Genomic DNA, 14079 nt, shown 5'->3' with positions numbered 1-14079 from the left:
GGTGAATCATGGCTAAAAGAAGAATGATAAGTCTAGATGTTTATGATAGCGATGATTTTCTAGATATGCCAACAGAATCGCAAAATTTATTTTCACATCTGGTTGTTAGAGCTGACGATGATGGTTTTGTTTCTAATCCTAAGAGGTTAAGAAGAATGTTGGGGTATGGAGATAATGTATTTGATCTATTAATTGCTAAAGGATATGTATTGGCATTTAAAACAGGTTATGTAGTTATTGCTGGGTGGCCATCAATGAATCGAGTTGAACCATCTAAAAAAACAATTACAAATGCTAAATATGAAATATCACAACTTCGAAGTATAAATAAGCGATATGAATTGATTGAAAATGCTGATACATCAATATTTGAGGACGCTTCTAGAAAAGTTCTAGAAATTCGTCAGCCAATGTCTAGAAAAGTTCTAGCACAGGTTAGGTTAGGTAAGGATAGTATAGGTAAGTTTAGTACAGGACAGATTAAAGATGAGGAGGAGGAGGAAATTAATAAATCATTGACGCGCGAGCGCGAATTTCCAACTCCTGAACAAATTTTTGAAAACACATCTCAAATTGAACAATTATCTTTGAAACTGTTATCCGACTTTATAGTTGATTCACCAGAGCAAGCTTCCATATGTATTGAAGCATTAAGTGGTCAGTACTGGAGATTGCGTAGATTAAAAGATGAGGGTAATTTTGTGGTCGTTTTAAAAGAACAAGCTTATGGCATTGATAAAGGGATCTTAAATATTATCGAAGAAGCCGCTAAATATTCATTAGAGCACACTAAAGAACGGCTTAATGACTTTAATTCATTTGGATCTTACTTTTCAACTGGTCTAATAAATAAAATCAATACAGCAATTTCAAGTGGAGGTAATAACGATGCCACAGTTTAGTTCGATTGAATTAGAACAACATACAGAATATAAAGATGAGATGTCTGTTGATTATGAAGAAATCGTTATGGACTTAGCAATGACGTACATTGGCGACGCAGTAATTCCGGATTTATTAGAAAAGATATCAGATTTGAATGATAAATATAACGATTATGTGGGTAACATTGAGTCAGGCGGTTATGACGGATGATCCATAAAAAATATACGTTTGATATTGAACCTCAGCAACAAGAACGTCCCCGTTTTGCTAAGCGTGGTAAATATGTAAGAGTCTATGATCCAATCAAGACTGCTAACTATAAAAAAGAATTGCGCTTAATTGGAGCAAAGTTTGCCAAAGATATGCTTAATTTTGATGAGAAGGCACCAATTAGGCTAGAAGTAACCTTTTATCGTCAAGAACCAAAGGCAATGCCAAAGTGGCAGAAAATGCTTGTTAAAGCGCAAAGATGGTTCCCAGTAACTAAGCCTGATTTATCAAATTACATTAAAGCATTTGAAGATGGATTGAACGGTATCTTATGGCATGATGACAATCAAATTGTCGATATTGAAGCTAAGAAAAGATATGGCGTTCCACGTATTGAAGTTGAATTAATTGAATTGGAGCAAGGAAGTAAAAATGATCGAATCAAAATACATGACGGAGGGTGAGCTAAATGCTCATGAATCGTTACAGAAGCAAGTCACAGAAGCTTGGAGAAATTTAACAAGGCAACACATTAAATTAAGTGGTTTACCTCGTAAGGATCCACGATTTGTAAATATTAAATTGCTGTATTCTCAAATGTTTAATTTGTCAGATGGAGCAAGGAAGCGAGCAAAAGTACCTGAAGAAGATATGCAGATACCTTTAGCTAAAAGTCCAACCGCAGATAACCCTTATATATATCAAGTTGTTGATAAGTATAAAGGCCACGTTTTCAAAGGAAATTTAGAAGATGTCGCCAATTATTTAGGTATAAAAGTGACCGCAGTTTATGGCATAAGATCTCGTTTAAGAAGAAGTGGCAAGGAATTTAATATCGACGGAATACGTGTTGATAAATTAGGAAGGAAAAAAGATGGATTTTAGAAATAAGGCATATAACTTAATCAAAATCATTTACATGATGATTGAGTGGACAGTAGTCATATCAATGTCACTGTACTTCGTGATTACAACTGGTGATCTAGCAATTGACCTGATTAAGGTTGGGTATATTTATACAATATTCGGACTGTTGTTATTTGCGATGGTGCTTATATTCACTGCATTTATATTTAAGGCTCTATTAGGATATTATCGGAGGTTTGATGATGACAGCGAACATAATTCCAAGTGATCCATTGAAACTTAAAAATCAAGCTAAATTACTTGCTGGATTAAGAGACCAAGTACGTAATTTACAAAATGGTATCGCTGAACGTGATGAACGGATAGAAGAACGTGATGAACGTATAGCCGAATTAGAAAAGATGTTAGGGCTATGAAATACGTATATAAAAATAAAGATGGTCTTTACTTTCAAGAACACTATTTGATGAGTGGTAAGAGAGTTTGGACGTTTACAGATGATTTACGCAAAGCCTACAAAGAAGTATTCAGCACGCCTCAATATGGGCGATACATTGAGAGTAAGTTTGATGGGCTGGAATATGAAAGGGTGAAATTATATTAAAGTGGGAGGGGAAATGGCTGATAAAATTGATAGGTTATTGACTGATTATTTTACTGGTAGGCTTGATATTTTAATTAAGCAGCGGGAACAAGATTTAAGGATCCCCGAAAAGGAATTAGATCTAAATAGTGACATTAGAGCAGTTAATTCATATAGTAATGTTGTTGAACGTATTCTTATGAAGCTAGAAGATGATGATCAGATGAATACACTAAAGGATATTCGAGATCGTATTGGTGTTTTAGTTGATATGTTTGATGATCAGCACAAGAATGTTTATTTTGCTCGGTATCGAAATAAGCTATCATGGAAATCGATTGAATGGACATATTTTGTGGATGAGCGGACAGGACGTCGTTGGTGCAATGAGTTAAAGGATTTGATAAATGAACACAATATTAATAATTATTAACTCCAAAAGCCATAAATTGGAATTGCGTAAATATATTAGGTATAATTAAATTACAGGGTCTGACATAGGATTCTGAAATAGAAAAGAATGGAGAATCAAGCATGGTTGAAGAATTTAAGTTGAATTTCACAGAAGAACAACGTGTACTTTTAGTTAATCAGTTTGAAATACTAGCAAAATTAGCAAAATTGGATGGAGAACATGATGAATCGAAGTCTTATGAAAATGCCTCATTTGCTGTTCAGATGGGGTATAGTTATGATTGGGCATTTGAAAATACACACTTACAAAGTTTAGGTAAAACTCACATTACTGAAAATGATCAAAAGTACGTGATAGATGTAATGAATATGTATAATTATATTTATGGAGTTTATAATGAACTTAATGAAGAGGATAAAAAGAAAATTCCTAAAAGTGAGTTAGAATTTAAAGGTTTTGATGGACATGAGCCTGCGTATGGGTTTTACAAATTTATTACAGATGATTTGGAACGATTTAAAACCGTTACAGAATTCGTAGAAAGCAATCATTGGGATGAAGATTCTCATGGGTTTAACGGTAACTTAAATGACATGGTAGAACGTTATTTAAAAATAATGGATAATCATATTGAAAATGAGAGCAAATTTCAAAATTTGAAGAATGTACTAGGTATTAAAGATTAATAATTTTTAACGGTACACTAAAATGATGTCCGTTTTGGGGTAAAAAAAGGTGTTAAATTTGTATTATCGAATAATTCAAAAAGTAAGTCTCCTTTCAAAATTAGTTACTTAATTCGTGCATGGTTATTCGATTATAGTAGTGGCGGAATAGGTAGACGCTATAACTGTTAGAGAGCAGTAGTTCGACGCTGGATGGGATGTGGCCACAACTCAAAAAGCCTTGTGTTGAACATGTAAGGTGCAAATCCTTACCTACTATATTGTCATCAGATAAAAATATGGACTATGTTATCTATGTGATATAATTAACATATCAATAGAGAAAATGGAGGATATCATGGAATTTAATTTTACTGATGAACAAAGAGTGTTGTTAATTAATCAATTTGAAATCATGTCGAAGTTAGCCCAATTAAATGGTGATAAGGATGAATCAAAGCATTATTCTGTTGCTGCGAATGGTCTTGTTATGGGTTATGGTGATTGGTCTTTCGAGGATACCCATTTGCAAAATTCAATCGATGAAAATATGTCAGAAACCGATAAGCGTTTTGTACTTGAGGTTATGAATATGTATAGAGACATTTATGCAACTTATAATGAGCTAGACCCAATTGATAGGCAAAATGTGCCAGACAGTAAACTACGATTTATTGGATTTGATGGTCATGAAGACACTTATGGTTTTTATAGTTTTATAACTAGAGATTTAGGTAGGTTTAGCGATGTTGTCAAATTTATTGATGATCGTGGTTGGGAAGGAGATTCTCACTTTGATGATCAAGTGTTAAGAGCCTTATTAGACCATTATAAGTTGGTTAAAGATTCAGATTTTTCAGATGCTGATAATCATAAGGTTGAGTATTTAAGAACGATTTTAAATTATTAATAAAATGTAAAACGCTTCGGCGTTTTTATTTTGTAATTAAATATTGGTTGGTATTTGGTGATTAACCAAATATTTTAAACGTCTGACAAATGTTAGGCGTTTTTTGTAGGAGGAAAACATGTTATTTAACATCATAGGTATATTGGCATTGACCATATTAGGACTGTTCTGTTTAGGAATAGCCCTATTTTTTATCTATATCATTGTGATGATGGCTGAGATCATGATTAAATCGTTAATTGAAGTGTGGAAGAAGCCATGAAACAGCAAGATTATAGACGATTAGAGAACCAGATCATTGGTCGATTAGATAATAAGAAAAAACTTAATGAACAGAACGAACAAAATAAAAGATAGGATGTGGTGATATGACATGACAGAAAAATGGAAAGAAGCAGAACAAGATTATTTAGCGGGTATGAAGATTAAAGATATTGCCGTTAAATATGACGTTAAGCCTACGACTATTCGGTCATGGAAGTCACGAAAATGGGCAACACATAATAAAGATGGCCCATCTAAAAGCGTTGCAACAAAATCAAAAACGTTGCAAAGTGTTGCAACACAAAATAACGTTGCAGATGTTATTGATGATTTAGATGAATACGGATTGACGGATAAGCAGAATGTATTTGTGGTGCGGTATTTGAAATCGTTTAATGCAACACAGGCATACATGGATGCCTATAGTGTTGATTCCAATACTGCTAGAACTAATGGAAGTCGATTGCTAACAAATGCTAACATCAGATCAGCTATCAAACGTATCAAAGCAGCTCGATTAAAAGATGTTGCAGTTGATGAAGATGATTTAATTTCTCAGCTAGCTAAACAAGCATTTGCTGATGTTGGAAGTTATGTTAATTTTGGTGGTCATGATGAGATGGCTTTGAACGAGAAGGGAATGCCTAAACTTGATACCGATGATAATCCAATAATTAGGCACCATTCCTTTGTTCAATTAAAATCAGATACAAATGTTGATACCACGCTAATAAAAAAGATAACTGTTGGTAAAGATGGTCCTGTTGTTGAACTGTTTGATAAGACTAAGGCGCAGGAGCGATTGCTTGAAGAGATACGAGCAATGGATCGACCAAATGAAAATAATGATAGTAGTTTGATCAATGCCATTGGTAAGGCAGCAGAAGGAGTATTCGATGAGGACGAAACCGAGACTTAATTATCAATTTGAATTTCAACCATTTTCAAAGAAACAGTTACAAGTATTAACGTGGTGGGCGCCAGCTTCGCCATACAGTGATAAGTTTGCGATTGTTGCTGATGGATCAGTTCGTGCCGGTAAAACGGTGGTGATGTCATTGTCTTACGTTATGTGGGGGATGTTTAACTTTAATGGCCAAAATTTTGGAATGGCTGGTAAAACAATCGGGTCACTCAGGCGAAATGTTATTGGTCCATTAACTCAAATGTTGAGGTCAGAAGGATTTCAACTAAAGGATCGACGAAGTGAAAATTACATTGAAATAACAAAGAATGGCCATACAAATTATTTTTATTTATTTGGTGGAAAAGATGAGAAGTCTTATCAGTTAGTCCAAGGATTGACTGCTGCGGGCTTCTTTTTTGATGAGGTTGTATTGCAGCCACAGAGCTTTGTTAATCAAGCAACAACTCGAACATCTGTTAAGGGAGCAAAGCTTTGGTTCAATGGAAATCCAGAGGGACCATATCATTGGTTTAAACAAGACTGGATAGACCATTTAACGGACAAGAATGCTATTAGAATTCATTTCACTATGCATGATAATCCATCATTAGATGAAGAGACCATAGAACGATATGAACGATTATATTCCGGAGTATTCTATGAACGATATATCCTAGGGCTTTGGGTGATGTCTGAGGGTGTTATTTATGACAACTTTGATAAGGACACAATGGTTGTTGATTTACCCCGTGATATTGAGTTTGAAAAGAGTTGGGTATCTTCCGACTATGGAACACAAAATGCCACTGTGTTTAAATTATGGCGCTTATATGATGGTGTTTGGTACAACACAGATGAGTATTATTATTCAGGTCGTGAGAAGAGCAAACAACGTACTGATAAACAATTCCGTGAAGATATGGAGGAGTTTTATGAACGTAATGATTTGGATAAGCAACAGGTTCGGATCATTCTTGACCCAGCAGCATCATCATTTAAAACGGAACTCAAACAGAATGGATTCAGTGTTAAAAAAGCTAAGAATGATGTGGTCAATGGAATTCGTGCCATGATGAATGCACTCGATACTGGATTAATCAAGTACACGCCAGTAGCTAAGAACACGTTTAAAGAGTTCCAATCATATATTTGGGACGTTAAAGCCGCAGATCACGGTGAAGATAAACCAGTTAAAGAACACGATCACGCAATGGACGCAGACCGTTACTTTGTATATACGATTGCTAATCCTAAGAAGCAAGGTGGTGTATCAGTATTCAAGTAGGAAAGGAGATCGTTAAATGCAATTACCAATGACACCAGAACAAAAGTTAAAAGCCTTTAAATTAGTTATTAAATCAACTAATCAGTTGAAAGATAGTATATATAGAAAATATTCGATAGGTACAGACTACTACAATAATAAGAATGATATTACTAATAACTTAGAGGAAAGCGCTTATGGAACTAAGAATGACGATACACCGTTGCGTAACTGGAATAGTCAAGTGAGTTCTAATTTTCATCACATTTTAGTCAATCAAAAGAAGAATTATTTAGCAGGTGCAATTCCAACATTTGATATTGATGATGATGAAGGCTTAAATAAAAAGCTAACAGAGTTATTGCCAGATAATTTTGGAACTACCGTTAAACAATTGGTTCAGGATGCTGCATTAGGCGGTAGGGGATGGCTTCATCTTTGGTTTGATCAAAGTACAAAAAAATTAAGGATGGCTCCAGTGCCGGTTGACCAGGTTACTCCAATATATATGAATACACTTAATCATGAATTGCTGGGTGTACGGAGAACATACACTAGTTTGAATGAAGAAGGTGCAGAAACTGTTTACGACGAGTATTGGACAGAAACAGAAGTTCAATATTATTGTCGTCCAGCTGGTGCAGATTATGAACAAATTCAATTAAATAATCGTATTACTTATGCTGATGAAAATATTGGAGCAATAGTAGGCGAACCAACTAACGTTATGAAACATGGATTCAATGGAATTCCGTTTATTGAATTTAGAAATAATGCGGACGCCACTCCTGATTTACAACAATATAAAGGGTTAATTGATAGTTACGACTTAGTATTTAACGGATTTGTTAATGACGTTCAAGATATTCAACAAGTATTTTTGGTTCTTACTAATTATGGTGGAACTGATTTAGATGAATTCATGTCTGAATTACGTGACTATAAAGCTATTAAGGTTGAAGAAGATGAAGATGGCAAAGGTGGAGTTGATAAATTAGAAATATCTATTCCAGTTGAGGCAAGGAAAACATTATTAGACTTAACCAGAGATAAGATTTATGAACATGGTCAAGGATACGATCCAAATAAGATGGCTATGGGTACACAGGTAACAGGTGTTGCGTTGAAGATGATGTATGGATCGTTAGAGATGAAAGTTCTCGATACAGAAAGTGAATTCTTGTCATCTCTCAAAACTCTTATTCGTATGATTTTGAATACTGCTTTAAATGGTAAAGGGGATGACGCTGAAATTAAAGTGACATGGCCAAGAACAGCAATTCAAAATCGTTCAGAGGATGCAGATATTGTTTCTAAGTTAGCTGATATTTCATCTAAGGAAGCGGTAGCTAAATCTAATCCAATTGTGGATGATTGGCAGACGGAATTGGAAGATCGTGAAAATGATCAAATAGAAGATGAATTTACACCAGATAATTCCTCTGTAGATGGTGAAGAAGATGGCGAATAGTGATTATTGGAAGCTTCGATATTTGCAACTTAAAAAGGAATCGATTTCTGACTCACAAGAGATGGAGAAAGAATTATCTCGCCTTTATAAATCAGCACAGAAAGAAATGAGCAGTTATTTAACTGAATTTGTTGATAGATATGGAACTAACGGGCAATTAGATAAGGCTTCGGTATTAAAAGAGCTTCGTGGCCAAGAATTAAGTAATTGGAAATACTCGCTTAAAGAATGGGAACGAATGGCTAAAGAAGGTGGGCACACCACTGAATTAAATGCTGAATATTATAAGAGCCGAGTTAGTCGCATGACGGCCTTAGAAACACAACTGAGAAACGTCATGGCAAATAAAGCAGAACAAGCCTCTAATAAGTTAGGGGATAGGTTAGGGCGTAACTACGAAAATACGTATTACCGAAATATATTTCATATTCAAAAAGATAAGCATGCTGTAGTTTCTGATTTTGCTAGGATAAATGAACGGCAAATGAAACAGATTATTAGTCAGAATTGGCAAGGAAGTAATTTCAGTGAGCGTATTTGGAAGAGCGCTACAAGTATTCTACCTAAGCTGTTGTCTGATTCTTTGACTAGAGGTGCAGCGCTTGGATATGGTGTAGACAAACTTACCAAGCAGGTTAACACAGTAATAAAAAACTATTCAGAAACTAACTTACATAGGTTGATTAATACTGAATACGGACACATTGCCGAACAAGCCACTCTTGATTCATACAAAGAAACAGGTGTAGAACAGTATGAATATTTGGCGACATTAGAATCTAATACATGTGATGTATGCGCAAAATTAGACGGTAAAATTTATGATGTTAAAAATAAAAAAGATGGTGTTGATTATCCACTAATTCACCCTAATTGTCGTTGTACAACAGTCCCTTATTATGGCGATGTGAAAGATGAAAAGCGATGGTCTCGCAATCCTGATACTGGGAGAGGTGAGATTATTGATGGTATGAGTTTCAAGCAATGGTCGGATAAGGTTGGATTATTTACTGAACGTGATTTTGGTAAAGGCTTTGTTGATATGAAATCCCATATTAAGGGTAAAACATCTGCTAAGTTGTATAAAGATACTATCAATAGGACTCGTAGATTGGCTAATGAAGATCCTAATATTCGTGATTATGTGGCTAAACATGGTCTAAAGGTTGGTTTTGAAGATGATATATCGACATCATACGCTGTTACTGAGTGGGGTAAGAATTATCCAAAGATGGAAATCAATTATAATAATAAGAGATTTGGTCGTAAGAACCTTCATCGTAAGGCTATCGAAGGAGACATTGATGCTGGTTGGCTGATGAACATTCCAAAAAATCAAGCATTGAATTATATACCAACTCATGAAATGGGGCATGTGTTGCATAATGTTTTGTTTGAAAAACACAATCCAGATTTACCTAATACAAAATTTTATCGTAATGATTGGATTGATGGCGTTTTTGATAAGGTTTATAATGAAGCTACTAAGAAAACTGGGATGACGAGCAGAGAATTGAATGATCTGTTTGTTTCTGGATATGGTAAGCACAATAAACGTGAGTGGTTTGCAGAAATGTATGCAGAAATGAAACTAAGTGATGGAAATCCATTGACTGAAGCATTCAAGAAAGTATTGAGGGAATTGTAATGGCATTATCAAGACCATATTTTCTAGAAAATAAAGACTGGTATGTTGAAATTGATACTTTTCCTAATGAGAATGAGTATGGTAATTTTATTGATTACGAATTAACTGATAAGGCTCCACAAAAAGCCATTGATAGTTACAATGAATTTATGCCTTTATTGCGTAGTGATAAAGATTATTAAATAAAATAGTTTATTAGGGCAACTACATAATTGTAGCTGCCTTTTATTTTGCACTTGACCTGAACACGTCGTAAAAAGGTTCTTTTTTCATACTAAAATCTAGCTTGGTTAGCGTAAAAAACCGTAGGAGGACGTTATGAAACGTGATTTTTTGAAGAACTTAGGTATTACTGATGATGAAACTATTAAACAGATCATGGATGCAAATGGTCAAGATATTGAAACTGCTAAAACCGGTTCTCAATCGGATTATGATGCTGTTGTTGCTGAACGTGATGGTTTACAAGAACAGCTGAAAAGTCGTGATAAAGATATGAAGGACCTAAAGAAGCAGGCTGGAGATAACGAAGAGTTGAGTAATAAGTATACAGAGCTTCAAGCAAAGTATGATGAGGATACTCAGTCGTTAGCAGCAGATTTATCAAAGACAAAGCTCAACAGCGCTGTATCAGAAGCATTAGCGAATACAAAGGCTCGTGATGTTAATGATATTAAGGCTTTGTTAGATATGGACCAAGTGGCATTAGGTGAAGATGGTAAATTATCAGGATTAGATGAGCAAATCGAAGGGTTACAAGAAACTAAGTCGTATCTGTTCGAAGGAGAAGTTATCGCTAAGGGTGGCAATCCAGCGGACGGTAAAGGTGGTAAAGGTGCAACTGATCTTATGGCAGAGGCATTAGGTATCATCGAACAAAAATAGAAAGGTATTTATAAAATGGCAGATCGTAACAAAAATTATAATTACATTACTAAAGATGACAACATCTTTGATCAAAAGATCAATCAAGGATTGATTACAGGAATTTTAGGATCACCAAACGTTAATTTGGTTAATGGGGGAAAGTCATTTACTTTGACTACTATCTCGACATCAGGTTTAAAAGATCATAATCGTAATAAAGGGTTTAATGTTGGTACCGCTAAGAATGATAAAAAGGTCTATACCATGGAGCAAGACCGAGATATTGAGTTCTATATTGATAAGCAAGATGTTGATGAGACGAATCAAGATTTGGCAACAGCGAATATCACGAAGACCTTTGTTGAAGAAAATGTTCAACCGGAAATTGATGCCTATCGTTTTGCTAAGTTAGCGAAGAGTGCGGTTGAAGCAGAGCACGGCACTGAAGAAACTTTAACTGTTGATAATGTTTACTCACGATTAAAGGCTTCAATCTTACCTATTCGCAAGTATGGTTCACAAAATATTGTTGGATTTGTTTCTAGCGAAGTGATGGATATGTTGGAACGTTCAAAAGAATTCACTCGCAACATTACCAATCAAAATATTGGACAAACTGCATTAGAATCTCGAATTACATCTATTGATGGTGTTCAACTGATTGAAGTTTGGGACGAATCACGTTTCTTTGATGGATTTGATTTCACTGATGGTTATAAGCCAGCAACAGATGCTAAGGCAATTAATTTCTTATTTGTGGTTAAGCCAGCGGTTATTGCTATCGTTAAGGAAAATGCTATTTACTTATTTGCTCCCGGAGAAGTTGGTCAAGGTGATGGTTATCTTTATCAAAACCGTTTATATCATGATTTGTTCGTCAAGGAACAAGAAAAAGACGGAATTGCGGTATCTTTAAAGCCGAGTAGTAGCACAAAGTAAGCCGAGTATAAGCTTGGATTCTGTTACTGATACAACGGCAATAATTAATGTGAAGGAGGACTAAAATGTCATATACATTTACTGATAATACTGGAAAAGTTCTAGGTTCTAATCTTGAACCAGATGAGAACGGAAACGTAACCATCACAGGACTTTCACCAGAAACAACTTATTCAGGAGTTACTACTATTGGAGATAATGGTGCTCAATCAAATTCGATTGATATTACCACTAATGCAGCAGCTCCAGTCAATGTTTCGGTAACTGGAGTAACGATGTCTCAAAAGACAGCTTCAATGAAAGTTGGAGATACTAAGCAAGTAATTGGTAAGGTTGCTCCTGAAAATGCAACCAATCAAAACATCACATATTCATCAGAAGATGAAGCGATTGCCACTATTGATGATCAAGGTAATATTACAGCCATTGCAATTGGAACTGTTAATGTAATTGGTACGTCGGAAGATGGATCATTTACTGATAAAACAGCTGTTACTGTTGCCGAAGCAACAAAGTAGGTTAGACATGATCGATGTAGAAAAGTTAACTAAAAATGTAACATCTATGAACCCAAAGGCTGATGATGGTCAAACTGATGATCAATATAAGCTTATCTTGGATATGTTGATCAAGAAGCTTTTAACTGACGTTTCTGCATACTTGAATGTGATTACAGAGGATATTCCAGAGCAACTATATCCGGATATTTTGATGGTTATCACTAGTTGGATTCAGGATAATAAAATTCTATTACCTGATGAAGAACGAAACTCTGGACCAGTATCGAGTATTACTGAGGGAGATACCAGCGTTTCTTATGCGGTAAGTCAAACTGCTGTATCTAAAATTTCAGGAGCGGACTTTTTGTCCGTATCTGGATTTAAGCAAACATTACGTAGATATAGAAAGGTGGACAAACCATGGGGGATGCCTTACGACTTGCCTCCTCAATGAAGCACGCTAAAAGTTCGATTGAATCAATGTATCGAGATAAGATTAGCGTATTCAAAAAGGTGGATAAACCTACAAACGTTGGTTTTGATAATCGAAGTGAATTAGTAGAATTGTATTCTAATATTCCGGCTAAGGTTTCTATGAGTGGTCTTAAATCAACCGCAAATGAAGCACAACCAATGCAACAATATGATGCAGTCATTTACACCTCTAATAACATTACAATCCCAGCAGGGGCGATTATTAAGATTAGGGATAGTAATGGGAATGCTATTACTTATCGTCGGGCATCTCATGGTTATAAATCGTATGCTACTCATCAAGAAATTCAAGTCGTTTATGACGAGGTAGATTAATGGGTAGTGCTAATTTTGATTACTCTGAATTTGAAAAATACGCTGATAACTTTAAGAAAATATCATCAAAGATTGTTAACTTGGATACAGCAGTCGAAGCGTTACAACGAGCTGGTAATAAATCATTAACAACTGTTAAAAAGGCAACACCTACTAAAGGTGGGACTTTAAAACGTGGTTGGGCTGTTGAGAAAGTTAAAAAATCTTCAAATGGTGCGAGTTTGATGCTTATTAATAACATTGAATATGCACCATTCGTGGAATATGGTCATCGTCAAAAGGTTGGGTTATACGTTCCTGAGTTGGGTAAGAGATTAGTTAAGCCGTGGGTGAATGGGGCGTTTATGCTAACAGATTCAATGGATGAAATAGCCCGACATTTAGATGATGAAGCGGATAAGTTAATGGCTCAATTAACAAGCATGCTGGAGGATTTTTAATGTTAGAAGTCGCTGAAATGATAGCAACTACAATCAAGCAGATTATTCCAAATGCTAAGGTATCAGATGAATTCCATGACGATGCCAGTGATATGGTCGGTACTTTTGTAGTTAATCAAACAAATATAGAAAGCACTTATAAGCCTTCATCAGAACAGATGATCGCTTTTTTATTTGATGTTGTTTATTTCCCTAAGAGTGAAACTGGAAAACGTAAAAGAGAACTAAGGCAGACGGAGGAAGCGTTGATTAGTGGGATTGATCCATTAATAAATGCAGATGGATCGCCTGCCTTTCATGTATCTAGACTTGAATCAAATACAATTGATGATATTTTACATGTGACTTTTACAGTTCGTGCAAGGATGGCAAAATTTGATGATCCGTACTTTTCTGGTGAAGTGAGCACTAATACAAATATGAAAAATTAGGAG

General features: G+C 35.2%; 20 protein-coding genes. All 20 read left to right on the top strand.

From position 1 onward, the window contains the following. Nucleotides 1-8 precede the first annotated feature (8 nt). The 20 genes from JC2156_RS08630 (at nucleotide 9) to JC2156_RS05735 (ending at nucleotide 14076) form a co-directional block, all read left to right on the top strand. Nucleotides 9-902, top strand: coding sequence for a hypothetical protein (locus JC2156_RS08630; protein WP_006845708.1), 894 nt, complete (start codon nucleotides 9-11; stop codon nucleotides 900-902). After that, nucleotides 889-1095 (top strand): hypothetical protein, encoded by a 207-nt coding sequence (locus JC2156_RS05830; RefSeq protein WP_006845707.1) that lies wholly within the window; start codon nucleotides 889-891, stop codon nucleotides 1093-1095. Before JC2156_RS08630 ends, JC2156_RS05830 begins: the two co-directional genes overlap by 14 nt. Next, nucleotides 1092-1559: a RusA family crossover junction endodeoxyribonuclease gene (locus tag JC2156_RS05825; protein WP_006845706.1), complete on the top strand. Its 468-nt coding sequence runs from the start codon at nucleotides 1092-1094 to the stop codon at nucleotides 1557-1559. Before JC2156_RS05830 ends, JC2156_RS05825 begins: the two co-directional genes overlap by 4 nt. Next, complete coding sequence (locus tag JC2156_RS05820) at nucleotides 1528-1980, top strand: hypothetical protein (protein ID WP_006845705.1); 453 nt, start codon at nucleotides 1528-1530, stop codon at nucleotides 1978-1980. Before JC2156_RS05825 ends, JC2156_RS05820 begins: the two co-directional genes overlap by 32 nt. 221 nt (nucleotides 1981-2201) lie before the next feature. Continuing rightward, nucleotides 2202-2378 carry a hypothetical protein gene (locus tag JC2156_RS08920; protein ID WP_006845704.1) on the top strand — a complete coding sequence of 59 codons (177 nt, stop codon included), beginning with the start codon at nucleotides 2202-2204 and terminating at the stop codon, nucleotides 2376-2378. A gap of 201 nt (nucleotides 2379-2579) precedes the next feature. Then, a complete protein-coding gene (locus JC2156_RS05805) occupies nucleotides 2580-2978 on the top strand; it encodes a DUF722 domain-containing protein (protein ID WP_006845703.1) in 399 nt (132 codons plus the stop codon). A gap of 101 nt (nucleotides 2979-3079) precedes the next feature. Continuing rightward, nucleotides 3080-3646, top strand: a complete 567-nt coding sequence (locus JC2156_RS05800) for a YfbU family protein (protein ID WP_006845702.1) — start codon at nucleotides 3080-3082, stop codon at nucleotides 3644-3646. A 337-nt stretch (nucleotides 3647-3983) separates the two neighbouring features. Beyond that, nucleotides 3984-4535: a YfbU family protein gene (locus JC2156_RS05795; RefSeq protein ID WP_006845701.1), complete on the top strand. Its 552-nt coding sequence runs from the start codon at nucleotides 3984-3986 to the stop codon at nucleotides 4533-4535. Nucleotides 4536-4908: 373 nt separating this feature from the next. Further along, on the top strand, nucleotides 4909-5718 hold the full coding sequence (locus JC2156_RS05790) for a terminase small subunit (RefSeq protein ID WP_006845699.1): 810 nt from the start codon (nucleotides 4909-4911) through the stop codon (nucleotides 5716-5718). After that, nucleotides 5696-6991, top strand: a complete 1296-nt coding sequence (locus JC2156_RS05785; RefSeq protein WP_006845698.1) for a PBSX family phage terminase large subunit — start codon at nucleotides 5696-5698, stop codon at nucleotides 6989-6991. Before JC2156_RS05790 ends, JC2156_RS05785 begins: the two co-directional genes overlap by 23 nt. A gap of 16 nt (nucleotides 6992-7007) precedes the next feature. Then, a complete protein-coding gene (locus JC2156_RS05780; RefSeq protein ID WP_006845697.1) occupies nucleotides 7008-8441 on the top strand; it encodes a phage portal protein in 1434 nt (477 codons plus the stop codon). Further along, nucleotides 8419-10089 (top strand): minor capsid protein, encoded by a 1671-nt coding sequence (locus tag JC2156_RS08625; protein ID WP_081482763.1) that lies wholly within the window; start codon nucleotides 8419-8421, stop codon nucleotides 10087-10089. Before JC2156_RS05780 ends, JC2156_RS08625 begins: the two co-directional genes overlap by 23 nt. Further along, nucleotides 10089-10271 carry a hypothetical protein gene (locus tag JC2156_RS05770; protein ID WP_006845690.1) on the top strand — a complete coding sequence of 61 codons (183 nt, stop codon included), beginning with the start codon at nucleotides 10089-10091 and terminating at the stop codon, nucleotides 10269-10271. Before JC2156_RS08625 ends, JC2156_RS05770 begins: the two co-directional genes overlap by 1 nt. 136 nt (nucleotides 10272-10407) lie before the next feature. Further along, complete coding sequence (locus JC2156_RS05765) at nucleotides 10408-10974, top strand: phage scaffolding protein (RefSeq protein WP_006845689.1); 567 nt, start codon at nucleotides 10408-10410, stop codon at nucleotides 10972-10974. A gap of 15 nt (nucleotides 10975-10989) precedes the next feature. Further along, nucleotides 10990-11895 (top strand): hypothetical protein, encoded by a 906-nt coding sequence (locus JC2156_RS05760; protein WP_006845688.1) that lies wholly within the window; start codon nucleotides 10990-10992, stop codon nucleotides 11893-11895. Nucleotides 11896-11960: 65 nt separating this feature from the next. Continuing rightward, nucleotides 11961-12413: an Ig-like domain-containing protein gene (locus JC2156_RS05755; protein ID WP_006845687.1), complete on the top strand. Its 453-nt coding sequence runs from the start codon at nucleotides 11961-11963 to the stop codon at nucleotides 12411-12413. A gap of 7 nt (nucleotides 12414-12420) precedes the next feature. Continuing rightward, nucleotides 12421-12849 carry a head-tail connector protein gene (locus JC2156_RS05750; protein WP_006845686.1) on the top strand — a complete coding sequence of 143 codons (429 nt, stop codon included), beginning with the start codon at nucleotides 12421-12423 and terminating at the stop codon, nucleotides 12847-12849. Next, nucleotides 12816-13205 (top strand): hypothetical protein, encoded by a 390-nt coding sequence (locus tag JC2156_RS08620; RefSeq protein WP_006845685.1) that lies wholly within the window; start codon nucleotides 12816-12818, stop codon nucleotides 13203-13205. Before JC2156_RS05750 ends, JC2156_RS08620 begins: the two co-directional genes overlap by 34 nt. Next, nucleotides 13205-13645: an HK97 gp10 family phage protein gene (locus JC2156_RS08615; RefSeq protein ID WP_006845684.1), complete on the top strand. Its 441-nt coding sequence runs from the start codon at nucleotides 13205-13207 to the stop codon at nucleotides 13643-13645. Before JC2156_RS08620 ends, JC2156_RS08615 begins: the two co-directional genes overlap by 1 nt. Beyond that, complete coding sequence (locus JC2156_RS05735) at nucleotides 13645-14076, top strand: phage tail terminator family protein (protein WP_006845683.1); 432 nt, start codon at nucleotides 13645-13647, stop codon at nucleotides 14074-14076. Before JC2156_RS08615 ends, JC2156_RS05735 begins: the two co-directional genes overlap by 1 nt. The last annotated feature ends 3 nt before the right edge of the window (nucleotides 14077-14079 follow it).

Source organism: Weissella koreensis KCTC 3621 (genome assembly GCF_000277645.1).
The sequence above is the reverse complement of the archived record's forward strand: the minus strand, read 5'-3'. Positions and strand labels throughout refer to the sequence as shown.

What these genes read in the sequence shown, in the direction of transcription:
- JC2156_RS08630 (WP_006845708.1), top strand. Translation starts at nt 9, where the DNA reads ATGGCTAAAAGAAGAATGATAAGTCTAGATGTTTATGATAGCGATGAT.
- JC2156_RS05830 (WP_006845707.1), top strand. Translation starts at nt 889, where the DNA reads ATGCCACAGTTTAGTTCGATTGAATTAGAACAACATACAGAATATAAA.
- JC2156_RS05825 (WP_006845706.1), top strand. Translation starts at nt 1,092, where the DNA reads ATGATCCATAAAAAATATACGTTTGATATTGAACCTCAGCAACAAGAA.
- JC2156_RS05820 (WP_006845705.1), top strand. Translation starts at nt 1,528, where the DNA reads ATGATCGAATCAAAATACATGACGGAGGGTGAGCTAAATGCTCATGAA.
- JC2156_RS08920 (WP_006845704.1), top strand. Translation starts at nt 2,202, where the DNA reads ATGATGACAGCGAACATAATTCCAAGTGATCCATTGAAACTTAAAAAT.
- JC2156_RS05805 (WP_006845703.1), top strand. Translation starts at nt 2,580, where the DNA reads ATGGCTGATAAAATTGATAGGTTATTGACTGATTATTTTACTGGTAGG.
- JC2156_RS05800 (WP_006845702.1), top strand. Translation starts at nt 3,080, where the DNA reads ATGGTTGAAGAATTTAAGTTGAATTTCACAGAAGAACAACGTGTACTT.
- JC2156_RS05795 (WP_006845701.1), top strand. Translation starts at nt 3,984, where the DNA reads ATGGAATTTAATTTTACTGATGAACAAAGAGTGTTGTTAATTAATCAA.
- JC2156_RS05790 (WP_006845699.1), top strand. Translation starts at nt 4,909, where the DNA reads ATGACAGAAAAATGGAAAGAAGCAGAACAAGATTATTTAGCGGGTATG.
- JC2156_RS05785 (WP_006845698.1), top strand. Translation starts at nt 5,696, where the DNA reads ATGAGGACGAAACCGAGACTTAATTATCAATTTGAATTTCAACCATTT.
- JC2156_RS05780 (WP_006845697.1), top strand. Translation starts at nt 7,008, where the DNA reads ATGCAATTACCAATGACACCAGAACAAAAGTTAAAAGCCTTTAAATTA.
- JC2156_RS08625 (WP_081482763.1), top strand. Translation starts at nt 8,419, where the DNA reads ATGGTGAAGAAGATGGCGAATAGTGATTATTGGAAGCTTCGATATTTG.
- JC2156_RS05770 (WP_006845690.1), top strand. Translation starts at nt 10,089, where the DNA reads ATGGCATTATCAAGACCATATTTTCTAGAAAATAAAGACTGGTATGTT.
- JC2156_RS05765 (WP_006845689.1), top strand. Translation starts at nt 10,408, where the DNA reads ATGAAACGTGATTTTTTGAAGAACTTAGGTATTACTGATGATGAAACT.
- JC2156_RS05760 (WP_006845688.1), top strand. Translation starts at nt 10,990, where the DNA reads ATGGCAGATCGTAACAAAAATTATAATTACATTACTAAAGATGACAAC.
- JC2156_RS05755 (WP_006845687.1), top strand. Translation starts at nt 11,961, where the DNA reads ATGTCATATACATTTACTGATAATACTGGAAAAGTTCTAGGTTCTAAT.
- JC2156_RS05750 (WP_006845686.1), top strand. Translation starts at nt 12,421, where the DNA reads ATGATCGATGTAGAAAAGTTAACTAAAAATGTAACATCTATGAACCCA.
- JC2156_RS08620 (WP_006845685.1), top strand. Translation starts at nt 12,816, where the DNA reads ATGGGGGATGCCTTACGACTTGCCTCCTCAATGAAGCACGCTAAAAGT.
- JC2156_RS08615 (WP_006845684.1), top strand. Translation starts at nt 13,205, where the DNA reads ATGGGTAGTGCTAATTTTGATTACTCTGAATTTGAAAAATACGCTGAT.
- JC2156_RS05735 (WP_006845683.1), top strand. Translation starts at nt 13,645, where the DNA reads ATGTTAGAAGTCGCTGAAATGATAGCAACTACAATCAAGCAGATTATT.